Origin of the sequence: Paenibacillus jilunlii (assembly GCF_900102965.1) — a bacterium.
Taxonomy (GTDB): Bacteria; Bacillota; Bacilli; order Paenibacillales; family Paenibacillaceae; genus Paenibacillus_AQ; species Paenibacillus_AQ jilunlii.
Genome location: NZ_FNGM01000004.1, coordinates 263,780 through 288,321 on the forward strand (window position 1 = coordinate 263,780; position 24,542 = coordinate 288,321).

Genomic DNA, 24,542 nt, shown 5'->3' on the forward strand with positions numbered 1-24,542 from the left:
CTTCCCCTGTTTATGGCTGCTCCGCATATCTCCACCAGGCAAAGGTTCCGGCTATTCCGATTATCCCCGTATACGCAAGAATGACTATACTGCTCAACTGTAGAGAACCGGTGCTTTGAAATACCGACGGGATGGTCCATGGGAAATAGGGGGCAAATCCAAAAGAGGCCAACACATTGGAAAGAATGACGATGATCAGGATGAGCCCCAGGGGTGCCAGGTAGCCCTTGGTCACATTAGCCAAAAGAATGCTTGGTGCGGTAACGAAAATGTACAATAGCGAGGTGATAAGGAACTTAAAGAACAAACTCCAAATGAATGCAGCGGACCCGCCTTGGGCGCCCAGGATCGCCCCCACGGCAAAACCTACGGCAAACATATAGATGGAAAGTAACAGGCACCATGCTAAAATGACAATGAATTTGGACAATACAATTTTTGCTCTGGAAATGGGCTTTGCCAGCAAATCTTTAATGGTTCTATCCGAAAACTCCCGTCCGAATACCCATGCCGCGATAAAGGTGTACCCGATAAGTCCCAGCGGGGCAAGCGTATCAAGCAATCCGGTTAAATACTGTTCCCAGTGGATACCGCCGGCGTCACTGGATAAAACATTTCCGACGCCCATCATGATGGGCCCGAAGCCTAAAACAAGAAACATTATCCAAAACACATTGGAGCGGATAATCTTGCGAATCTCACAATGTAAAACAGATAAAATATTCATTATTTAATCCCCCTGGTGATCCCAATGGTGCGGAGAAAATATCCTTCCAAATCCTCCGTAACCACTCGAAGCGATGTTGGCGGCTGATTGCTTTGAACGAGCAGTTCGGCCAGCCGTTCAGGATGATCTGCCCCGTGCTCATCGGTTAGTTTAATATAGCCGTCCAGGGTATCCTCAAAGGCATAGCCATGCTCTTCAAGCACCTTCTTCAAGGCAGGCTTGTTCCGGCCATTCACCACTAAGCTTTTCTGTAAGGATTGCTCCAGCTTGTCCATTGCGACTTCTTGAACAAGCTGGCCGCCGTGAATAATCCCAATGCGTGTGGACACCTTCGAGAGCTCCTCTAACAGATGGCTGGATATAAAAACAGTTACGCCGAAATTTTTCGCCAGATTATATAACATATTCCGTATCTCTGCCACGCCTGCGGGATCAAGGCCATTGATCGGCTCATCCAATATTAGAATTTCCGGATTGTGAATCATCGCTTTTGCAAGTCCCAGGCGCTGTTTGTTTCCTAATGAGAGATGCTTTGCTTTTTTCTTTTTGTGCGGCTCCAGTCCCAGCTTATAGATCACCTGATGTACGGCATCTTTGTCCGGCATCCCTTGCATGCGTCTTGCGATGTCAAGATTCTCCGTTACACTCAGATCTGGATAAAAAGTAGCCTCCTCCAAATATCCGACCTTGCTCCATAATTTATAATTTCCGGCATCAACCTTTTCACCTAACATATAGAGCTTACCGGAGGTTGGCCTCAGCATCGCCAGAAGCATCTTGATGGTCGTTGTCTTCCCGGCGCCATTCAGTCCCAGGAATCCAAAGATCTCTCCTCGGTTCACCTCCAGCGAAAGATTATTTAATACGGTATAGTCGCCAAACCTTTTATGCACTCCGTCAATTTGTATAGCAGGCGTGCTGCCGATTTTTTTCTTTGATAAAATTCGCATAACCTTTAACTCCTCCATAAAGAGAGAGCTTATACAGGAATCTAAGGACAACATTCCTGAACAAGCTCCATCGAAAATGTTTCAATAAATCTACTGCTTGATGATGTTATGACAATCTAAGATTGGCGGGGCGCGGCTGGCCCAAGCCCAATGGAGCAGAGCCAATTCAGTGCTACCTCATGCAGCACGTTGATGTTATCTACCTGACAGTGTTCTAATCCGCCAAGCCGTCTATCCTCTATCGCATAGAATGTCTTGTTAGGCGAACCGGCCTGCTCGTAATTCTTCAAGGCTTGTGTCAGCGGATTGGGCTGAACCAATATCTCTTCCGCTCCATGCATGACAAGCAGCGGACATTCGATCTGGTGAAGTACACCCTCAAGATCATAGGCAAAACGCGGATTCCCCGCAAAATCCTCCAGGCTTTCTGCCCCGAGAATTCTCATGCCGTGTGCGGCCAGACTTGGCGGCATCCATGAAAGCATGGCTTTCCAGTCAAAGGCATGCGTACCGCCGTCGGAGATGACGGCAGCAATCCGGTGATCGAACGAAGCGAACCGCAGGGAGTCGTAAGCCGCAAAGCTCTCCCCGTGCACGATAATCTTATCCGGATCGACTTCCGGCCGGGTTAGAAGGAAGTCGATGGCCCGGGAATGAAAGGCCTCGCTGTCCGCCCGTCTCCCCTTCCCCTTTTCGTACATCGAGAGGCCGGTGCCGGGCTGGTCATAGACCAAAAAGTTATATCCACACGAAATGAAGGCAGGACCCAGCCAGAAATAGTTTTCAATGGACCACTCGTCACCACCGTTAAGTGCAAATACGGTCGGCTTTGGACCTTCTATCCAGGAAGGGGAGAAGAAGTATCCATCCAGCTTGACATCCTCGTAATCGACCTCAATCTTCTCCGGACGGACCTCGAAGTATGTTCCGGCAGCCTCGAAAAGTTCATTCACCTTTTTAAAGATACGGATTTTCTCATTGTCATCATCCATCACTGCATACTCTGCGATTCTGTAGTAATTGCAGGCACGAATGTAGCAGTTCCGTGCGGTATACCAGTTTCCGGCCGTTTCTGCCTCCTTGCCGTGTCTTTCCAGTGCCTGAGCGGTGATGAGCCATTCTCTGTGCCACGTAGCCTTGTCATCGGGGTCGATTTTTTTGCAGGCCTCATAGATTTCAGTGACGTCCGTAGCACCAAGGCTTGCCATACCCAAAGCTTTGGTAACCTGGTATGACATCATGTAGTTATTAGGCCAGCGGCTGAACTCAATTGACATTTCGACTTCCTCCTTTTCAAGTTCCAGTGATTGTAGTTTTTTGCTACAACTTATTTTCACATCCAAAGATGAAGCTTCTTTAAAAGAAAAATAAATATGTATAAAGAGAAAATAAAAAACTATAAACTGCTAAAAAACAAAAAAAGGCTGTAACCTGGGTTCACACCCGGCTGCAGCCTGGAGCTTTGTTGTTGAAGAAGAAGTGCAAATATTTAATCAGCGGTGTACCGCCAGGGGAAGGCTGAATCTAATTCCCAAACCGCCATATTCGGAAGGGTAGGCAACAATTTCTCCCCCGTGATGTTCAATAATAGATTTACAGCTTGCCAGCCCCAGTCCCAGTCCGCCCTTTTGGATCTGCCGCGATTGATCCACCGTGAAAAATTTAAGGAAGAGAGAAGAAAGTTCCTTATCCGGCACGCCAATTCCGTTATCCTCAATTTGGAAATAGGCATAATGCTCCCGCAGGTATCCGGTCATATACACCTTCAGCTTATTCTTCCCTCCATATCTTACAGCATTGCTAAAGAGGTTACCGAACACCCGGCGGATCATCGGTTCATTGACCATTAGCCGTATACTGTCCGTGAATGAATGGCGGCAGGTCAGTTCGATGTCAAGTCCAGCCAGCTCGTACTCATATTCAAAAGCAATTTCTTCGAATAATTCTGTTGCCTTTACAGGTGTGGCCACCATGGATTCGAGCTCCAGTTTTTCTTTGGTAAAGCTGGAGAAATCATTGATGAGTTCAACCATATATGCTGATTTCCGTTGAATCAATTCATAATATTCCTGCTTTTCAGTTTCGGGTAAGTCCTTGTGTGTAGCCAGCAGTTCAGTGAAACCGTTAATAGAGGTAAGGGGTGTTTTCAAATCGTGGGCGATGGCTGCAATCATATCGGTTTGTTCTCTGTGGGCGAGTTGAAGCCTATGCTCCATCTTATTGAAGTGCTTATAAAGCTCTCCGATCTCGTCATTACTCCTCAAAGCCAGCGGAGGCAGGGGATGGACAACATTTACTTCTCCCAGCCGGGTATTCAGACGCCGAATGGGCTTCTCTATGAAAAAATAAATATAGATGATCAGAATAAAAAATATACAACAAGCGATGGCAAATATGGGCAGCAGCAATGCTATATATCGTGAGTCCAGCAAGGTACTGCTTATAGGGGAATATACTGCAAAGACAAACTTCAAGTACATTCCAATGGAAAACATAAGAATTAGAAGCATCAGCAGGAATAAAAGAGGGAGTTTTATTTTCAGTTTCATCCTATTGCTCTCTTTCCGTATATTTATAGCCTATGCCCCAAATGGTTTTAATAAAGTTATGTTCAGTACCCAGCTTCTTGCGGATATTTTTGATATGGACCGTTACGGTATTGATCTCTCCGTATTCGTCTCCCCAGACCTTCTCATAGATCTGCTCACGGCTCAATACCTGATTGGGGTGACGCATAAGAATAGACAAAATTTGAAATTCTTTTGTGGATAAGTCGAGCTTCCGGCTGTGCAGGAAGGCCTCAAACGTTTTATCATTCAAAATGAGCGGAGCATCCGCCTTTTCGTTACTGGGACTAAGTTCATCCCACTCTTTATGCAGCCTGTCCAATTTTCGGAAATGGGCCTTGATCCTGGAGGCCAGCTCCTGAATACTGAAAGGTTTGGTCATATAATCGTCTGCTCCTATTTCGAGACCGACGATTTTATCAATGTCCTGATCACGCGCACTTAAAAACAGGATGGGAACATTATAAGATGTCCGGATACTTCTGCAGACATCAAGCCCATTCATATCAGGCATCACTATATCCAGAACGACGAAATCAATGTGGTTATCATCCACAGCAGATAAGGCTTCTTTCCCGGAACATGCCGGGATTACTGTAAATTGCTCGTACCTTAAACTCTTGGTGATAAGTTTTACGATTTCTTCATCATCGTCTACAACTAATATCGTTTTTGACATTTGACTACCTCCCAGAAGCAAACAGACCTGATATAAATAATAATTCCTTAATCTGGTTGATGCAATCCTCCACTCGGGAGAAGGGGGCGTAGTCTGCCGTTTCGGTCTGGACACTGGGCTTTTTTGTACCTTAGTTTCTACTTTTTTAAGTTATTACAAAATTAATTTAAGGGAGTACATTTTTTTATTTTCTCCTGAAGGTAAAATGAAAAATATGAGAGCTCCTTAATACAGTCGGAGGGATGAGAATTATGAAAGCGGTTTTAGACAGCTCCCGAGAGTACGCCGCAACAAAAAAGAAAAATCATTTTCTGCACAATATCAAAAGAGACAGTCTGTTATATTTTCTTTTGCTGCTGCCAATCGGGTATATCCTGATATTCAAGTATGCCCCCATCTATGGTCTGGTTATGGCATTCCAGGATTACAACATTTTTGAAGGCATTAAGGGAAGCGAATGGGTTGGACTGGATGTGTTCCGGTTTATTTTCGAGCAGGACAGCTTCTACCGGGCATTGAAGAATACGCTGGTCCTGAATGTTCTGGATTTGATCGCGGGATTCCCGGCGCCCATTCTGCTGGCAATTCTGCTCAACGAAGTGAGGCAGGCAGCATTCAAGAAAGTGACCCAGACCGTGTTGTATCTGCCCCACTTTTTGTCCTGGGTGATCATCGGCGGTATGGTCTATTTGATGTTTTCTAACAGCGGCATGATCAACAATTTCCTGGCGGGTTTCGGACTTGATAAGATTGAGTTTCTGTCACAGAAAACACCTTGGTTGATTACCTATATCTCCGTTGGCGTATGGCAAAATATCGGATGGGGCACTATCATCTATCTGGCGGCCATTACCGGAATCAATAAGGAATTGTATGAGGCCTCCGATATTGACGGCTGCAGCAGGCTTCGCCAAATGTGGCATATTACACTGCCCGGTATCAAGTCGACGATTAATATTTTGCTGATTCTCCAAATTGGCCGAATGGTATCCATCGGGTTCGACCGCCCGTTCGTGATGGGGAATTCACTGGTTAACGAATACTCCGATGTTATCAGTACCTTTGTGTACAGAGTTGGTATTAGTTCGGGAGATTTCTCCCAGGCAACAGCAGTCGGATTATTCCAATCCGTGGTTGGCCTGGTCCTGCTGCTCTCTGCCAACTTTATCGCCAAAAAATTAGGTGAGGATGGGATATGGTGAGGATGGTGAACCAGAAGGGCAAAAAGAAAAAAATGAATGTGGCGGATGTTGTGATTATCGTATTTATTGTAGCATTGTCCTTTACATGTATTGTTCCGTTCCTATATATGATTGCGCTTTCTTTTAGCTCCAACGAAGCGATTATTGCCCAAAAAGTAGGGCTATGGCCAGTAGAATTCACAGCAGAAACGTACAAAACCATCTTGAGCGACATGGATATGCTTTATACGCTTGGATACAGTATTGTACTTACGATTTTTTACACTGGGGTATGTATGTTCCTGACCATTTGTGCAGCGTATCCGTTAACGAAGAAGCGGCTGATGGGAAGAAGCTTTATTTTGACAGCGTTGGTCTTCACCATGTATTTCAGCGGCGGTTTGATTCCCTCCTATATTCTGGTTAAAAACCTGGGAATGATGAATACGGTGTGGAGCCTGGTTTTGCCGGGTGCCATGAGCGTGTTTAATATGATCATCCTGAAGACCTTTTTCACCAATCTTCCGGAGAGCCTGGAGGAATCGGCTGCCATTGACGGATGTTCGGATCTGGGCATTCTCCTTAAGATTGTGCTGCCACTCTCGTTGCCTTCGATCGCCACATTAAGCCTCTTCTATGCGGTGGACAGATGGAACGGATTCCAGGATGCGCTGTTCTACATTACGAAAAAAGAGCTGTATCCTATGCAGATGAAGCTGTACCAGATCATATCGGCCAATCAGCAGCTGGATAGCCAGCAAGGGGGAGAAGGAAGTATCGGCTCCTACATTGTGCCTGAGTCTCTGAAAGCGGCCAGCGTTATGTTTACGACCCTCCCGATTTTGTTGATCTATCCTAAGCTGCAGAAGTATTTCGTAGATGGTGTAATGACCGGAGCGATCAAGGGCTGATGGGCAAACAGATCAAGCTAAAGGGGGTGGAGCATACCCGTTCCGGTGGATGATGGATGTATAGCTACAAGGGATTTGCAGCGCGGATGATTGGCAAGATATTCGACTTGAAAGGGAGGCATACAATGAATACAGGTAAAAAGAAGAGAATAGCAATTCTGTGCAGTACAGCGCTTCTGGCTATTGCAGCAGCAGGTTGTGGGAATTCTGGCAAGAATAGCGGCGAGGGGGCATCTCAGACTGCGGCAACTGAATCAGCAGCTGCTTCCGGTCCGCCTGTTACCTTGACTGTGGAAGTGTTTGACAGAGGTGTCCAGGGACAGCCGGATTTGAACAACAACATGTGGACCAAATATGTCAATGAAAAATTCGGAAAGCCCAATAACGCCATTGTAGAATATGTTTCTGTACCCCGTTCGCAGGAAATCGACAAGCTGAATGTGTTGATGGCTGCCGGCGAAGCACCGGATATTTCCTTCACCTATGACGGTACTACAGTAACCCGCTATGCCAAAAGCAAGGGCATTTATACTCTTGATGAACTGCTGGAGGAGCATGGGCAGCAATTGAAGTCTTATCTGGGCGAAAAAGTGCTTTCCTACGGGAAATATGAGGGCAAACAAGTCTCAATCCCGGGCAAGCGGACTCTGCTTGCCTGGAATGGTATGTTTATCCGCAAGGATTGGCTGGATAAGCTGGGAATGCCTGTTCCAACTAATAAGGACGAATTGTACGATACGCTTGTTGCCTTCCGTGACAAGAACCCCGGCAATGTGGATAATGTCATTCCGTGGGCAACAGCTGCTGCCGGCATGAACTACACCTTTGGTAATCTTGTTCAATCCTTCTGGGGTCCGATGACGGAGGAGGAATTCGTTACCACCACCAACTGGCTGAAGCCCGGCCACAAGGATGCATTCAAATGGCTGAACAAACTGTATAATGAAAAGCTGATCAGCCCCGACTTTGCGCTGGACAAAACAACCAAGCAAGCGGATGCCGATGTGACCAACGGCAAGGTAGGCTTCTACGCTGCCAACTGGGATTATCCGCTGTCGCAAAAAATCCGTGAGCCGCTGAAGCAAAATGTGCCGGATGCCAACTATGTTCCGGTTGATACCTTCAAAAATGACGAAGGCAAATACCTCAAAGAGGTATATAATGAGAATGGAATATTCTCCTTCATTCCCAAAAGCAGCAAGAACGCGGAGCTGGCGATGAAATATCTGAACTGGATGGCTGACCCGGAAGTGATGTTCTTCCTGCAGTTCGGTGAAGAAGGCGTTAACCACAAGCTGGTAGACGGCATCCCGCACGGGATTGCACAGACCGGCGAAAAAATGCAAACGAGCAATTTGAATATGGATTATACGCCGATTGTAAATGGCGCTGAGCTGGGCGATACCGAAAAGAATGTCAGAACATATGCCGCAGCGCTGGCAGCCGGGGACAAGAGTTACGAGAAGCTGGCTACCGATTCCTATAAAATCAATACAACGGACGGCTATTCCAGCTTCAACTATGGCGTACCGAACGAAGCCAATATCAAGTACGGCAAAACCCTGGGCGACATGAACAAGCAAATGATTGACAGATTGATCGTTGCCAAGCCGGCAGAGTTCGACGCCTTATACGACAAGCTGGTGAAAGAATATATGGACGCCGGCGGCCAGGCTGTTCAAGATGAGAATGTGAAGAACTACAGAGAAGTCCAAGCCAAGAATAAGTAACCCATCGTAATATACGGATAAACCATTGATTATTCTTCACCGTGGTTTATCCGTATTTCATTGCTATTCCATGATAGTTTTGCTATTATTCGGAGATTCCATATATTCAGGAGGATACCCGTGTATAAGGTCATGATTGTAGATGATGAAGCGTGGGCAATTAAAGGAATCTGCAACGCCTTTGATTGGGATAAGTATGGGTTTGAAATCGTCGGTCAATTTAAAAGCGCTTACAATGCCTGGGATGCCATAAGAGCGGATAAACCAGATCTGGTATTTACAGATATCCGTATGCCGGACATTTCCGGGCTGGATCTGATGAAGAGGGCCAAGACACATGGGCTGGACACTGAGTTTGTCATCGTAAGCGGATATGCGGAATTTGAATATGCTCAGGAAGCGCTGCGCTACGGCGCGCTGGATTATTTCCTGAAGCCTTTGGATATTGATATGGCTGATCAGTTCATTATGAAGTTGGCCATGCACTTCTCCCGGAGAAGCGAAGCACGCAATCAAATCCTTCTGGATGCGCTGACCTCGGCAGATCAGGACGAGATAAAACGCTTATTGCCGTATTCCGATTGCGCGGCTGTATGTTATTACCGGGTGCTTGCGGTCGATTTCGAGGGCGAGAACAAGGATTTCAATACCCTGCTGTCTTTCAAGGGAAAGCCCATTCATGCTGTGGAGGTTGAAGCCGGAACCAGAAAAATGCTGGTTGTTCTGATGTCGGAGCATAGGGCTTGCTTAGAGGGATATTGGGATGAATGGGATTTGGAGAATACTGGCATAAATGCTGTGGGCATCAGCAGCATCTCCAGCCAGCTTAAGCATATGAGCAAGCTGATTAAAGAAGCGGACATGTCCGCTTCCCAGGTATTTCTGGAGGAAGCCGGGGGCGTCGTTCACTACGAGCCGAAGCTTCATCTGGTGAAGCCATGCATCGATGAGATCTACCGTATCATCCAGGGAAATCAATCTGATGACATGGATGTGTTCATTATAGGGCTGCAGGAATACTTCAGGGATCATCATCTGGGTATGTCTGAAGTTGTCTACTTGTGGAATCAGGCAGCCGGAATCCTTATAAACGCTTATCCCGGGGAATTGAAGGATATGGAACTGGAATTCCTGAATTATTCCGAGATCAAGGAGCGTTTTGAACACTTTGAGTCTCTGTGCAGCTTTCTGCATGAGGTCCTGGCCTCTATCAGGCAGGAGAACAGCCGCTCTTTGCAGGAAGGGGACATCCTGTCCTGCTTCAACAGGATGATAGCCTATATCAACCAGCACTTTGAGCAGAAATTGTACTTGAAGGATTTATCCGCCCAATTCTTCATCAATCAGGTGTATTGCTGTCAATTATTCAAAAAAAATCTGGGCAAAACCTTCTCTGAATATGTGTCGGAGCTCAGAATCAAGAAAGCCCGTGAGCTGCTGAAACATACTGATCTGTCTATTGAGCAAATTGCCATTAAGGCCGGCTATGTGGATTATTATTACTTCAATAAAGTGTTCAAGAAGCATTGCGGAATTACGCCCACCAAATTCAGAAAAAGTTAATATAAACGGAGCAGCCGGCAGACCACTACAACGTAATGGTTACCCGGATATCCTGCGGATAGTTGCCGAACCCTTTGCCGAAAAGGCTGACACCTCCACAGTGGGCCGCGGTTTCCGGACAGGAAATGCGGAAGCGCAGCTCCTGCCCCGCCCGGATATTCAATTGGCCGATGCGGGTGCCGGAGAACTGGACGCCATCGATAAAGGTGCCGTTGTCGGTGATGGACAAGGTTTTGTGCAATCCGTATTGGGTATCCACCCACCAGGACGGGGTATACTGACCCCGCCTGCTCCCAAAGTCTCCCGGGCAGGTCCAGGTGGCCAGGTCCATGCCGTTGACGGAGAATGTGATGTCCGACGGCCAATTGTCGTTATACTTAGGGGCTTCTGAGCATATTTCCAGGGATATTGACAGGGCCGAAGCGCTCTGGTTCCCCACCAGATAGTTGGGAATCCGGTATTCCACAAAGCCGCTGGCGAACCACAGAAGCTCAGCCTTCGTATGCCCGGGGTCATCGAAGTAACGAGGATCGTCCAACATGCCGATCAGCTTCTCCGGCGAAGCTAATCCGCACGTTGGGCGGACTTCGTATGCAGAATACTGCCCGACGGGCAAATCCACGGTTAATTGGTTTTGGTCCGGCTGCTCCTCCGCAGTGCTTGACCGCAGCACCAATGTCAGCTGGTCAAGCTTCAGTGTGCAGCGCTTTTGGGTGCCCCGTTTGCCCGCCAAATTCTCTGTGGCCACAATGCCGGCTTCCTCCAGCTTCAGAATATGCTTGGTGATAATGGCTGAGGAGAGCCCAAGGGCTTCCGCCAATTCCCCGATATTATAGGGTTTCTCATTCATTAGCTCGATCATGCGCACCCGGGTATCCGATGAAAAACACTCCAAAATCCGCATATTGGCTGTTGTTACATCCACCTTCATTATTTCCACTCTCCTGACTGTTTTGATTATATAACTTAAAAGTTAACAAATCAACTTGAATGTTGACATAATGGAAAACTGTGCTTATTATATTAACTGAAATGTGATGAAGTTAATCTGTACATTATCTAATTGAAAGGGATGTCAACCATGACACAAACCGCCCTGCGGACGGAGTATCCACGGCCTCAATTTGTAAGAACAGAATGGCAGCATCTGAATGGAACCTGGGAGTTTGAATTTGACGATGAGCGGATCGGCGACGCCGCGGAATGGAGCAGCGGGAATCACGCCTTTAGCCGCCGGATTCAGGTCCCCTTCACGTATCAGAGTAAATTGAGCGGTATCGGAGATACAGGCTTCCACGATCTGGTGTGGTACAAGCGCAGCTTTACGGTTCCGGCGGAATGGGCAGGCCAGCGGGTCATCCTGCACTTCGGCGCAGTAGATTACCAGGCTACGGTCTGGGTTAACAACAGGCAGGTGGCCTATCACGAAGGCGGCCATACGCCGTTTCAGACGGATATTACGCCGGCTCTGCAAGCCGGAGAGAATTTTTTGGTAGTGCGCGCGGAAGACTTCAGCCGAGATGTAACCCTGCCACGGGGGAAGCAGTATTGGAAGGAGGACTCGGCTTCCATCTTCTACACCAGGACAACCGGAATCTGGCAGACAGTCTGGCTGGAGCCAGTGTCGGAGTACTATATCAGGAAGCTGAAATTCAAGCCGGATATTGACCGCAATGAAATCCAGATCCGCACGTTTTTGAATCGGGCTCCTGCAGGCTGCAAGGCGGAAGCCCGCATCGAAATCCGCTTCAAGGATGAATACCGGGCGGTTACAACCTTGTCTATTGACCATGCGGAGGAAACCCGTACCATCGGTCTCCATGATTTTAATGATCATGGCCTGGGCCGCTGGTGGTCTCCGGAGCATCCCAATCTGTATGAAGTCACCGTTACACTCTTCGTGGACGGTACCCAAGTGGATAAGGCAGAAAGCTACTTCGGCATGCGCAAAATCGCGGTGGAAGCCGGCAAGCTGATGCTGAACAACCGGATTTATTTTATGCGGCTGGTGCTGGATCAGGGATATTTTCCGGAGGGGATTCTGACGGCGCCCAGCGACGAGGATTTGAAACGGGACATTGAGCTGGCCAAACAAATGGGCTTCAACGGCGCGCGCAAGCACCAGAAGATAGAGGATCCGCGTTACCTTTACTGGGCGGACCGGCTGGGTTATCTGGTATGGGGCGAGATGGCTAATGCTTATGCGTATTCGGAGGAATATGTGCGGAGGGTAACGGCGGAATGGCAGGAGGCCGTGGAGCGGGATTACAACCATCCGTCTCTGGTGGTGTGGGTTCCCCTTAACGAAAGCTGGGGGGTGCCGAACATCTTAATCGATAAGCGGCAGCAGCGGCACGCCATGGCGATGTATTTTCTGACCAAATCCCTCGATGACAGCAGGCTGGTTATCTCCAATGACGGTTGGGAGCAGATGACCACGGATCTGGTTACCATCCATGACTATGAGTGGAGGCGGGAGGACTTAACGGAGCGCTACAGCACCTTGGAGCGGACGCTAGTTGGAAAGCCGCACCGCAGGGAGCTGTTTGTTGGGGGAACCGCATATGCGGGCCAGCCGGTTCTGGTGACGGAGTTCGGGGGTATAGCCTATAAAAAAAGCGATTGGGAGGGTTGGGGCTATTCCGGTGCAGACAACGATGAGGATTTCCTGGCTAAGCTGGCCGACGTGATCGAACCGCTGCTGCAATCGCCTCATGTCCAAGGTATCTGTTATACTCAGCTGACCGATGTGGAACAGGAGATCAACGGCCTGCTGACCTATGACCGGGCCCCCAAGGTTCCGTTAGAACATATTAAACAAATTGTTGCCGGGCAGTCGAGATAGGGGAATAGATGGCACTGCCGGAAAGTTCAGGACACATCCTTTCATTGGGGATTGTGTCCTTTTTTTCTAAAACGGTTACAAAAACAATTTAAGATAGTACATTTTTTGAATTTTCTTCCGGAGGTAGAATGAGGACAACGGCTGGAAAAATCAATAGAACAGGGAGATGAAAAAAATGAAAGCGGTTTTATGCGACCCGTAGACGTCATCTAAGAGAGGCCATAGGCGTCGCAGGAAAACATAATGACATGATTCCAGGGAGGACTGAAAATGGTCAAGAAAAGATTCAGGTATCTGCTGATTTGTCTCGCGGTGCTGCTGATGCTGCCGCAATGGAGCGGACCGGCTGTAGCGGCAGAGCCGATGCCGGATACGCCCGATTCGTCGCTACTATGGGAGGGAAAGAATGTGGCGGATTTCTACAATGTGATCATGCAGGTAGGAGCCGATCCTTGGGTTTACAAGCACACAGACGGCTATTACTACAACGTCTTTGTCAATGCCAGCGGCATCATGATCCGCAGAGCGAAGACCATCTCCGGCATTGATGCGGGCGAGAGAAGCCTAGCCTGGACACCGGTTAACGGTACGATGTACAGCTCCAATGTCTGGGCGCCTGAAATGCACTATGTCCAGGATACCGATGGCAAATTCAAATGGTATATTTACTTCGCGGCTGATAACGGAGCCAACGCCAACCACCGTATGTACGTGCTGGAGAACGCCAATGAAAATCCGATGACAGGAACCTGGGCATTTAAAGGGAAGATTACCGATTCCACCGACCGTTGGGCGATCGATGGTACTGTGCTGACTGTAAACGGGCAGCATTATTTCATATGGTCCGGCTGGGAAGAAACGGACGGAAGCTTCCAGAATCTATATATTGCAAAGATGAGTGATCCACGGACTATCAGCTCGGAACGGGTATTGATCTCGACGCCTGACCATGATTGGGAAACATCTCCGGGCAGGATCAATGAAGGCCCCCAAGTCACTATAAAGGGCGATACCATCAATCTGGTCTATTCCGCTAACGGAAGCTGGACAGACAGTTACTGCCTCGGGCTGATTACAGCCCAGATTGGCGATGATTTGATGAATCCCGCCTCCTGGGTAAAACAGGACCGGCCGATCTTCTCCAGTGCTAATGGCGTTTACGGGCCGGGTCACCACAGCATTGTTGCGTCTCCTGACGGCGCGGAAGACTGGATCATCTACCACGCTGCCCGCTGGCCGGGATCAGGCTGGACCCGCAAAGTCCACGCGCAGAAATTCACCTGGAACGAAGACAATACGCCGAACCTGGGAGAGCCCGCCGATCCGAACAAACCGGTTGCCAAGCCATCCGGCGAGCCGGTGCGACAACGTTATGAAGCGGAAGAAGCGCTGCTGGTGAAAGATCCGAACGGTGAAACTTCTCCGGCTGTCCGGCGGGAAAGCAGCGCTTCAGGCGGGATGAAGATCGCCAACATCAATAATGCCAATGATTATGCCCAGTTTACAGTAAACGTGCCAGAGGCGGGATTCTATATGATGTCCGTGCGCAATGCCAACGGCTCACCCAATGCGGCGGAAGCCTCCCATATCCTGTCGGTCAACGGAAGCTCCGGCGCAAACTTGAACATCGTCTATTCCGGTCTGAATCGTTGGGGGGCCTCCACGGCGAAAGTCTATCTGAAGGAAGGCGACAATATCCTCCGCTTCTGGAAGGGGAACAACTTTGCCGAGATCGACAGCATGGATATATTCAAGCTGGATACATCGGAAATTTTATTCGAATTACCGGGATACACGCTGGGGTTGGGTGAAACCCGCAATTTGCCCCTGTATACGGTAACAGGCACTACTTATACCGCTGTTGACACAGGAGCATTCTTCAGTTCTTCCAACCCGAAGGTTGCCGTTATTGACGGAGGGACTCAGGTTAAGGCTGTCGGGGCGGGCAGTACCACAATCACCGCAACCTATAACGGTAAAATGACCTCGGCCAACGTTACCGTTATTGCTGAGCCTGAATCTGTGCAGTCTGTTGTCATGAGCGGATTGGCCGGCATCCTGACCAGCGGGCAGACTAGCCGACCCCTGCAGGTGACAGCACGCTATAACAACTATAAAGTGCAGAATGTGACAGCTGCTGCTCAGTATACCAGCAGCAATCCCGGGGTGGCCCGGATTGATTCTGATTCGGTCACCCGATCGGTATATGCGGTCAAACCAGGCACAACGCTGATTACAGCCGAATATAGCGGCAAGAAAGCGGCATTCCACTTGACGGTAATTGCTGCTTCGGATGCGGTTAAGGTTGTTTCAACGGTGAAGACTCCTTCTGGAGTCACCCCTAAGCTGCCCAGCGTTGTTGATGTTGTCTACAATAGTAAGTCGAAGAAGGCAAAAATCGTCAGCTGGGAGCTGGCGGGACTTGACTTCAGCTCTCTTGGCACGGTTCAGGTACCTGTCACCCTGAAACTGGGTGGCCGTAATATTCCTTCCACTATTACCGTAGAAGTGATTCCGGGCTGGGGTCTTGACGACATTGTGAATCAGCTCCGCAACCAGCTGGCCAATTTCTCATATCCTTTGGGCGATGAACTAGGCAACTATAATCAATCCAAGTATGATGCCTTCGTAGCCGAGGTGGATAAAGCGGAGAAGATGGCCGGAAATGCAGAACTGAGTAAAGAACAGTTTGACAGGGAGCTGGATAAACTTGCTGGGGCGGAAGCAGCCCTGTTAGGTTCGCTTAACAACATACAGGATGGCGTGCTCTATAACGCTTACCGGGATTTCTCCGGCGATACGGCGGGCAAATATCCTTACGGCATTATCACCGAAGGTCTGACCAATGGCGCTTCCGCCACCGTACAAGAAGAGGACGGGAATAAATTCCTGCGGCTGACCACAACTGCTGCTTCGGGCAAAGCAAACCTGTTCTTACCCTATACGGGCGAGGTAAAGGCTGAGGCGGATCAGCGTATCGTCATCGAATATCGCGCCAGATTAAACAGCAGCTTCCAGTACGCCAATGGTGCCATGATTCGAAATGACAGCGGTACGGGCAATTATTCGATGGTGACGGCTTTTGATACGGGAAAAATAATCGTGCAGGATGGCGGTACCAAGAAGGCAGTTCTAAACGTCGCAAACAATATATGGTACAAAGTTAAAATCGTGGCCAACTGGGATGCCAAGACGTACACCGTCTACATAGACGATGTTCCAGTGGCTATTGATTACAAATTCCGCCACACAGGCGGCGATAAGCTCACCGGACAGCTGTTTGGCGTCGACGGCTACGCCAATGCTTCCATCGACTTTGATGATTTCAAAGCTATGGTTATCTTGAAATGAGGTGAGCTAAGGTGATCAGAAGGCGACTTGTCTGCGGATAAGTTGCCTTTTTTCTCTTTTATTAGGTGAAATCATTGATGATTCAAAATGGGCTGAGCTTCAATCAGGGATTAGTGACCATAGCGAGTGATAAAAAATGCTTCCAAGTGAAACCTTGTATACTATATTTTTAATAGGAGAGATAATGTAATATTCCGGGAGATTGCTTTTTATTTTGAAAAAAATATGTGATTACTGTAAGGGAGAGTGGGATATGAGCAAAAAATTGTCTATATCGACACCTTATATTACGACTTATCCGCCCTACGCTAATATTTTTTCAATGATTGGGAGCTGCAAGGACTCGATGAACTGGTTTTATAACAACTTTGTTGATTTGAAAATTGAGGATGACACCATTTTTTTTGCCGAACATCCAACATTGTTTGGTTCATGTCCGTGGCTCAGCATTGAGAAATTAACAAGAGAGCAAATTCAACTGGAGTGGGACAGCTTTGTTCATTTCGTAATCGATTGTATTGATGCTGGCTGCTATTTGGATCTTACACTGGATCAATCGCAAATACCGAACGCTAAAAGGACAAAGAGCCCTTTTTTTCATGAAACACTGATCTTTGGCTATAATCGTTCTCAAGAGCTCATCTATATTGCCGATAATTTCAGACGGGGAGCCTACCAGACAACAGAGTGTACTTTTCTGGAAATCTCAAGGGCCTATGCCCATTTTAAGCCTGATTCTTATCTTGGAATTAACAAAATAAGCGTAACTGAGATTGATTACAATTTTGACCTGGAGTTTGTAATGAAGTCCATGAGCAGCTACATGAATTACCGTTTGAATTGCATCCATGACGCCTCTGATGTCTACTCTTTTTGGAATAATAAAATTATTAGATATAGCGAGCGTAATACGTTGGATATACGGGACTTCCATTTGTTGTGGAGTCATAAAAAGTGCATGCTGGACCGGTTGGATTATATGAGGGAAAATGGTCATCTTGATAAAGAGAGAAAGTACGATGACTACATTGAAATCGTTAATCAAAGCCTTATTCAATTAAACTTCGCATTAAAATACTTAGTCACTAAAGACCATAAAATCGTTGATCGGATCATCTGCGGCAATAACCAAATCCGCTCAAAAGAGTTAGCGATTCTAGAAAGACTTTTCAAATGACAATGATACGAGGAGCATCCGTTATGAATAAAAAGATATTAAATTTAAATAAGCCTTTAATTACGACCTACCCACATCATGCAAATTTGTTTTCAATACTAGATTTGGATCAGCGGTCGCTTAGCTGGATTTTTCATAACTATTTATTGGTAATTCTTCATCATGATGAAAAAGGAGGGTATGGATTAGATTTTTGTTCCCAATATTATCCTTGGCATAAATTCAAATTAGCAACGTGTCCTATGTTAATTACCAGAGTCTATCAAAAAGAAATGATTCTTGGGAAATGGAGTTTTCATGATTTTTTAGTGGAATTAATTAATAACGAAAACTATATATACTTTATTAGAGAGCTTGCTGATGGAGGATCACATGAGGTGTTTATCTCGGGTTTTGACTTGTCCAGGAAAGAATTCCTATGTCATGATTTTTGGAATGGGGTATATGGGGAAAAATGGATTCCCTTTAGTGAAATAACACTCAAAAGAGATTCAGCTTTTCAAAATGAGTGGTCCACAGATTATTTAAATGGCGTATGGGCAATTGAAAAAACAAACCAATATAAAGAACCAAATGAATTCTACTATGAAACAGTACTAAACTTTTCCCCAGAGGATTTATTGGATATTCTAAAAGAATATATTGGGATGAGTAACAATGTTCGAACTATCCTAAGAAAAGATAACAGATATCTTGGCTTAGAAATATATGATATTATGACAGAAATGCTGGAAAAACAGAAAAATAATATGGTTGGGCAACCCTTTGCCATTCATCCGTTCCATTTGCTGTATGAACATAAAAAGCTGTTATCATTAGCTGCTGCCTTTACAAACAGTCCCACCGTAAAAAAGGAATCAGACCTGTTAATCAATGAAGCCTTTAAGCTTAGAAACTTAGTTCTTTACTGTAACCATTGTATCGCTGAGAAAGGAATTTATAAAAAATACGAAGCTATAATTGAAAATATAATGAAATTAAAAAACATCGAATTAGCGATGATGCACTCTTTAATTGAAAATATTAGTGCCTTCACCCCTTCTTCCAAGCAAAACACTTCAACATTTTCGTAATTGAAAGAAGTCCAAAGTTTCTTTATAATAGGAAGAGCGAAGATGATTTTTTACATTATTTTCCTATTAAAATTCATTTATTATAGACCACAAAGGAGAAGTTAAGCATGAAGAACAAATGGTTGAAGGTGATAACAATTATAATCGGCACTACTATTGTTGCAGCTACACTTAAGCATCCTCATCCCTTGGCAATCGCTACGGCAAAAGCATCCCCAAAGGTGATCCAGACGGAATCACACATATACAGCAGTGCGAACGCTTTTATCAATCAATACAATAAGAATTCCAAGCTTGGACCGATTGAATCCTATACAATCCTAAAGAAGTCTGGAGTAATTAAGTTACAGGCCAGTCTTGGAGGATATGGTTCGATGACCGCTGTAATGAATGTGGATAAAAGCTTGAGAAACATCGTATATCAGCAAAAATATATGTACTATCCGCAAGAAACATTAGATGATATGAAGAAAAATGGCATTGAGGGTGATGGGGGAGTAGAAATAGCATTGACCATAGAAACGCTATTATCGATATTTTCACCTGATGCCACAATAAAGGAACACCAAGAAGTGACCGCTTTGTTTGACCACACCCCAAGATTAGATCCTAAACAGGCTAGCTGGAGGACTGCTAAAATCGGGAATATTACCTACAGTCTGCATATGTCGGAAGAGGGAATGTGCTCGTTCAAAGTCTCTCGGCAAGTTGCTAATTAATCTAAGTTCCCGGAACGTGTAAATACCGACCGGATTACCTCTTAAGGGGTTTGGATCAGAGATGGAGCTCGGGAATGGACCTTGCAATTTGCCGTTAGTATAACTCGGAGGATCTGATCTCCATCGGCCTCATCAAAGCCATCGAGAGCCACCGTCTGAACAAGGGCACGAAGATGAGCTATGTTTCAAGAATAGAGTTCGGTATCTTATTAACAATACGCTTAGAAAGCGACTCGTCTGCAGATGAGTTGCTTTTTGTTTTTTATACTAAGCAACTTGTGCGTTTCGGTAGTTTTTCAATCCAGACGATCACATAAAGGTATATTGGGAAAGTAAGCATTGACAAGAAAAAATAAACAGGATAATTTTAAGGTAAGCGTTTACGTAAAGCTGATTTAAGATTATGAATATTAAATGCCTAACTTAGATTTAAGTAAAACGTATACATGGGCATTAAATTTTTTCGGACGGGAGAGAAAGTTCTTAATAAAGAAATAGTTTTACTCATTAGAGTAAACGTTTACGTTATGCTTGCACCATCCCTATAGGTAAGAAAAGATGATCCTGGCGAATACAAAATTCATCTCATTGCAGCTTAAGGGTCACTGAGGTGGCCCTTTCTTATGTAATGCCACAGAAAGGATGCATTATGAAAAACAGGAAAAACTCACTGGGTGTAAGGCTTATTCAACTGTTTGCCGCTATAACTGTTCCGCTTCTCTCCGTGCTGTTTGCAGGAGGGTACTATGCCAAGGAAAATGTATTGGCTCAGGTATCCAGATCCTATCAGAATTTAGTGAACTCCAATCTGAAAATGATGGAGAGCAGTCTTGAGGACATTACGATTAATCTGGTGGATATTGTCGATCACGACGTGAATTTTCTTCAATTCAATCGTCCAGGGCTGACGGATTCCGAGTATTATTTTGCCCGTATGGGGATTATGCAAAGAAATCAAGCCTATCAGGCATATTATCATAGTGTGGACATGTTTTATCTATACTCCAGCGTCAATGATACGTTGACACTATCCAATGTACTAGGAACGACAGAGGATTATATGGATAAGGTACGTGCCTGGATCACGAACAGGGTTCACAATGAAGATCAATTAGAACCACTCCAGTACAAATGGACAATCGTTAAGATTGCCGGGGATTACTATTTAAACCGGACAGTCGGCAATAATCTGGGCAATCCCTCCTATATTGGTGCGCTTATCCGAATCGACTCCATGCGCTCACCGCTGGGCAATCTAAACCTGCAATCCGGCGGCGATGTTCTTATCGTGGATAATGAAGGGAATATCTTAACCAGTCCTTCGGAAACAATGGGCTACGGCTTCAAGCTGCCGCGTGAGAAGCTGAACCGGAATTCTTCGTTTTCTTTTTCGCATGATGGCGTGAAACTATTCGTTGTGTCCAGCCAGTCAGCCGCCCTGGGAATCAATCTTTCAGTGGTCATTCCCGATTCAGAGCTGCTTCAGGGATTGAATATCTTCCAGATGATTATTAATGTTCTTCCCTTTTTTGTTTTGATCATTTTGCTGGTTTACTTATATTATTTTCGCCGTATGGTCATCCGTCCGATTCTGGATTTGCTGGGAGGCATCCACCGCATCCGAAAAGGGTCTATGGAAACCCAGCTTCCTTCTTCTAACCTGTTGGAGTTTCAAGCACTGAATCAAGCGTTCAATAGCATGGTTGTGGAAATTCAAGATTTGAAAATTGATGTATACGAGGAACGGTTAAACGCACAAAAAGCAGAATTGAAGCATTTGCAAATGCAAATCAATCCGCATTTTTTTCTGAACACGCTCAATATTATTTTTCAGCTTGCCGACCTGAAACGTTATGAACTGGTAAAAAAGACAGTACGCCATCTGGTGCAGTATTTCCGTTTTATGCTTCAGGTCAAGGATAACAGCATTACTTTGGGACAAGAACTGGAACATCTCCGCAATTATCTCGAAATTCAAAAAATGCGTTACCAGCAATCGTTTGATTTTCAGATTGCCGTGGATGAAGAGATTAGCGGCGCCTCCATACCTTCCTTGATTATTCAGCCCTTTGTAGAAAATGCCATGCTTCACGGTATAAGTTTGAAAACAGAGACATTCATTCTCCGGATATCAGCAGTCCAATCAGAAGAAGAGGCCGATATTATGGTCATTGAAATCTCGGATAACGGAAAAGGCAGCAGTGCCCGGAAACTACAGGAGTTAAATTCACCGGATTACACACCCGGAACGGAGGACGGGCATATTGGCATCTGGAATGTGAAAAAAAGGTTGGCCATGCGTTATCAGGAGAAAGCTGACATTTACTTCAGCGAAAATGAGCCGACCGGATTCCGTGTACGTCTGATCTTGCCCGTTGAATATGCAGAAGGAGAACGATAAGCCATGCGATTATTAATTGTAGATGATGAACAGTTCGCTGTAGAGGGGATTCTCTATTGCTGCGACTGGAAGGAGTTTGGGGTAGAAGAGGTATTGACGGCCAATAGAGCAGACCGGGCCAGGGATATTGTAAAGGATAAAAAAATAGATTTGCTGATTTGCGATATTGAGATGCCCGATGAAGATGGGCTTTCGCTGGTTGGCTGGGTGAGGGAGCACTCTCCCTGGACGGAATCGATATTTTTGACCTGTCATTCCGAATTTTCCTACGCGAAAAAAGCAGTTAACCTCGGAAGTTTTGATTACCTGCTGAAGCCTGTTGACTCAGCTGAACTGTTGTCTGCCGTATCGGGTATGATTGCAGCCATCCGCGAGAAGGAAGAGTATGAGTCTTACAATAAAATGTACCATAAGTATCTAAATCTGTGGCAAAAAGAAAAGCCGAAGCGTGTGGAGCGTTTCTGGCAGGACCTGTTGTCACGGAGCATCCTGTCCTTCGGGGATTTTTTTGAACGGGAGCTGGCAGGTGCCGGCGTAGGGTTAACCACTGGAGATTTGGTGCTTCCCATTCTAATCAGCATTGAGGAGTGGAGCAAACCCTTAAATCCGCGTGATCAGGAAATCATGGAATATGCTGTGAAGAAAGCTGCGGAGGAATTTTTTACAGAAGAGCAGCAAGGCGAGGCAGTCACAGACAAAAGCGGGGTTTTGTTCATTCTGCTGTACGCCAAAGGGGAGGAAGAGGAAGGACGGGCGGCTGAGAAGCTTAAAATTCAGAAGCTCACTGCCATGGGAAAACGTTTTATCAAGGCATGCCAGGAGTTGTTCTATAGTATAGTAACCTGCTATGTCGGCTCGTTCAAACCCCTTCAAGAGCTGCCGGGAATGTGCGAAAGCTTAAAGATTATGGAGCGTGACAATATCTCAAGGACACAATCGGTGCTCTTATACTTGCCGCAAGACCAGATATTACTGTCACCTAATTTGGATGACATCCGGCTCGATGACCTGATCTCTTATATGCTAAGCGGAAAGCGTGAGTCTGCTGTCCGCTTTATTCATAACCTGACAGAGAAATTGGAAGCTAATCCATGCTTTCAGGGAAGAAATCTGGATGCATTGCATCAGGATACATTGCAGATTATATACCACTTCCTGCAGGTAAGAGGAATCAATGCAGGAAGTATTGTCCTGTTTTCAGACTGGACAACCGCCCATATTCGGGGACTGCTTCAGTACAGGCATTGGGCAGAGGGGATCGTCTCAGCCGTCATGGAAACGGAATTCGAGCGGCAGGAAAAGGGTGGCGTGATTGAACGATCCATTCGATACATCCAGCAAAATGTAGAGGAAGAGATCTCAAGAGCAAGTGTCGCTGATTATGTGGGATTGAACCCAACCTATCTTTCCAGGCTGTTTAAAAAAGAGACAGGCCAAAACCTTATTGATTTCCTGATTTCGGTGAAGATGAACCGTACCCGCGAACTCTTGGACACAACGGATATGTCAGTCAGTTCGATAGCGCAACAGGTAGGGTACAGTAATTTTTCGCATTTCACTAAAATGTTCCGCAAGCAGTTCGACGTTAATCCTCAGGAATATCGCAAGGTCACAAAACGATTAGACTGAGGTTATAAAAACGGCAGAGCAGTTGCAGACAGCTCCTTATAATTAAGCCATAACCCAATAAGAAGGTGTGGAACTATGGCTTCGGAAAAAGCATTCATAACCCAACCCGGCATCTCACGGCCCAATGCAAAATGGAGGCACTTATGGAAGTACAGGGCATTAATTATTCTGGCGATGCCGGGAATACTGCTGATGTTAATCAACAACTATCTGCCGATGTTTGGTATTTTTTTGGCCTTCAAGGACCTGAATTATACAGAGGGAATATGGAAAAGCAAATGGATCGGACTGGACAACTTTAAGTTTTTGTTTGCTTCGAACGACGCTTGGCTGATCATTAAGAACACATTGCTGTACAACATTAGCTTTTTGCTGATCAATACGATATTGGCTGTAATGCTGGCTCTTCTCCTTAACGAGGTTAAAAATAAATTTGCCTCCAAATTCTTTCAGAGCACTGTGATCTTGCCCAATTTTATTTCCATGGTCATTGTCGGCTACATCGTCTATGGATTTTTGAATCCGGAGCTGGGGTTCGTCAATAAATTTATTTTGGAGCCCTTCGGTATTGACCCTAAGAATTGGTATGCGGAAGCGCAGCATTGGCCATATATTTTGACCATTGTTAACACATGGAAGAATGTCGGTTACGCGGCCGTCGTCTATCTGGCAGCCATTGTTGGGATAGACTCTGAATATTATGAAGCCGCTGTCATTGATGGAGCCAGCCGCTGGAAGCAAATGACGAAAATTACGGTTCCTCTGATTGCCCCGATCATTATTATCATGACATTGCTGGCGATTGGCCGGATTTTCAACGCCGATTTTGGTCTGTTTTATCAGGCGACAATGGCATCCGGTATGATCAAAGAGACAACAGAAGTTATTGATACCTATGTATACAGCGCATTAATGGTCACCGGCGATACGGGACTCGCCTCCTCGGCAGGGCTGCTGCAATCCGTTGTTGGCTTTACACTTGTCGTGACTGTCAACCTGATTGTTCGTAAATTCAGCAGAGAAAATGCTCTATTTTAAA

At 46.1% G+C, this 24,542-nt stretch carries 18 protein-coding genes; 12 read left to right on the top strand and 6 right to left on the bottom strand.

Annotated elements, in window-relative coordinates; translation table 11 throughout:
• Window positions 1–10 precede the first annotated feature (10 nt).
• The 5 genes from BLQ82_RS10565 to BLQ82_RS10585 form a co-directional block, all read right to left on the bottom strand.
• Window positions 11–727 (bottom strand): ABC transporter permease, encoded by a 717-nt coding sequence (locus tag BLQ82_RS10565; RefSeq protein WP_062525527.1) that lies wholly within the window; start codon window positions 725–727, stop codon window positions 11–13.
• On the bottom strand, window positions 727–1,677 hold the full coding sequence (locus BLQ82_RS10570) for an ABC transporter ATP-binding protein (RefSeq protein ID WP_062525525.1): 951 nt from the start codon (window positions 1,675–1,677) through the stop codon (window positions 727–729). Before BLQ82_RS10570 ends, BLQ82_RS10565 begins: the two co-directional genes overlap by 1 nt.
• Window positions 1,678–1,793: 116 nt before the next feature.
• Entirely contained in the window at window positions 1,794–2,954 is a 1,161-nt protein-coding gene (locus BLQ82_RS10575; RefSeq protein ID WP_062525523.1) for an alpha/beta hydrolase, read from the bottom strand.
• A gap of 216 nt (window positions 2,955–3,170) precedes the next feature.
• Window positions 3,171–4,226: a HAMP domain-containing sensor histidine kinase gene (locus BLQ82_RS10580; RefSeq protein ID WP_062525522.1), complete on the bottom strand. Its 1,056-nt coding sequence runs from the start codon at window positions 4,224–4,226 to the stop codon at window positions 3,171–3,173.
• 1 nt (window position 4,227) lies between these two features.
• Window positions 4,228–4,923: a response regulator transcription factor gene (locus tag BLQ82_RS10585; protein ID WP_062525520.1), complete on the bottom strand. Its 696-nt coding sequence runs from the start codon at window positions 4,921–4,923 to the stop codon at window positions 4,228–4,230.
• A 251-nt stretch (window positions 4,924–5,174) separates the two neighbouring features.
• Here BLQ82_RS10585 and BLQ82_RS10590 point away from each other — a divergent pair, with 251 nt between their 5' ends.
• From BLQ82_RS10590 to BLQ82_RS10605, 4 genes are all read left to right on the top strand, one after another.
• Window positions 5,175–6,125 (top strand): ABC transporter permease, encoded by a 951-nt coding sequence (locus BLQ82_RS10590; protein WP_062525518.1) that lies wholly within the window; start codon window positions 5,175–5,177, stop codon window positions 6,123–6,125.
• On the top strand, window positions 6,119–7,015 hold the full coding sequence (locus BLQ82_RS10595) for a carbohydrate ABC transporter permease (RefSeq protein WP_062525517.1): 897 nt from the start codon (window positions 6,119–6,121) through the stop codon (window positions 7,013–7,015). The genes BLQ82_RS10590 and BLQ82_RS10595 overlap by 7 nt, the downstream gene beginning before the upstream one ends.
• A gap of 125 nt (window positions 7,016–7,140) precedes the next feature.
• Window positions 7,141–8,745 carry an extracellular solute-binding protein gene (locus BLQ82_RS10600; RefSeq protein WP_062525634.1) on the top strand — a complete coding sequence of 535 codons (1,605 nt, stop codon included), beginning with the start codon at window positions 7,141–7,143 and terminating at the stop codon, window positions 8,743–8,745.
• A 120-nt stretch (window positions 8,746–8,865) separates the two neighbouring features.
• The gene (locus BLQ82_RS10605) at window positions 8,866–10,308 is read left to right on the top strand and encodes a response regulator transcription factor (protein ID WP_062525515.1); all 1,443 of its coding nucleotides are present in this window, start codon (window positions 8,866–8,868) and stop codon (window positions 10,306–10,308) included.
• 25 nt (window positions 10,309–10,333) lie between these two features.
• Here the strand turns inward: BLQ82_RS10605 and BLQ82_RS10610 are convergent, their stop codons facing one another.
• Window positions 10,334–11,239, bottom strand: a complete 906-nt coding sequence (locus tag BLQ82_RS10610) for an ArsR/SmtB family transcription factor (protein ID WP_062525513.1) — start codon at window positions 11,237–11,239, stop codon at window positions 10,334–10,336.
• A 150-nt stretch (window positions 11,240–11,389) separates the two neighbouring features.
• On the opposite strand from BLQ82_RS10610, the gene BLQ82_RS10615 reads away from it, so the two are divergent.
• The 8 genes from BLQ82_RS10615 (at window position 11,390) to BLQ82_RS10650 (ending at window position 24,541) form a co-directional block, all read left to right on the top strand.
• Window positions 11,390–13,153, top strand: a complete 1,764-nt coding sequence (locus BLQ82_RS10615) for a glycoside hydrolase family 2 protein (protein ID WP_143013398.1) — start codon at window positions 11,390–11,392, stop codon at window positions 13,151–13,153.
• A gap of 270 nt (window positions 13,154–13,423) precedes the next feature.
• Window positions 13,424–16,504, top strand: a complete 3,081-nt coding sequence (locus tag BLQ82_RS10620) for a family 43 glycosylhydrolase (RefSeq protein WP_082722755.1) — start codon at window positions 13,424–13,426, stop codon at window positions 16,502–16,504.
• Window positions 16,505–16,757: 253 nt separating this feature from the next.
• A complete protein-coding gene (locus BLQ82_RS10625; RefSeq protein WP_062525509.1) occupies window positions 16,758–17,681 on the top strand; it encodes a hypothetical protein in 924 nt (307 codons plus the stop codon).
• Window positions 17,682–17,704: 23 nt separating this feature from the next.
• Window positions 17,705–18,754: a hypothetical protein gene (locus BLQ82_RS10630; protein WP_062525507.1), complete on the top strand. Its 1,050-nt coding sequence runs from the start codon at window positions 17,705–17,707 to the stop codon at window positions 18,752–18,754.
• 107 nt (window positions 18,755–18,861) lie between these two features.
• Window positions 18,862–19,473, top strand: coding sequence for a hypothetical protein (locus BLQ82_RS10635; RefSeq protein ID WP_025703017.1), 612 nt, complete (start codon window positions 18,862–18,864; stop codon window positions 19,471–19,473).
• Between the two features lie 649 nt (window positions 19,474–20,122).
• Entirely contained in the window at window positions 20,123–21,874 is a 1,752-nt protein-coding gene (locus BLQ82_RS10640; protein WP_062525632.1) for a sensor histidine kinase, read from the top strand.
• A gap of 3 nt (window positions 21,875–21,877) precedes the next feature.
• On the top strand, window positions 21,878–23,503 hold the full coding sequence (locus tag BLQ82_RS10645; RefSeq protein ID WP_062525505.1) for a response regulator transcription factor: 1,626 nt from the start codon (window positions 21,878–21,880) through the stop codon (window positions 23,501–23,503).
• A gap of 75 nt (window positions 23,504–23,578) precedes the next feature.
• Window positions 23,579–24,541 (top strand): ABC transporter permease, encoded by a 963-nt coding sequence (locus BLQ82_RS10650; RefSeq protein WP_082722754.1) that lies wholly within the window; start codon window positions 23,579–23,581, stop codon window positions 24,539–24,541.
• The last annotated feature ends 1 nt before the right edge of the window (window position 24,542 follow it).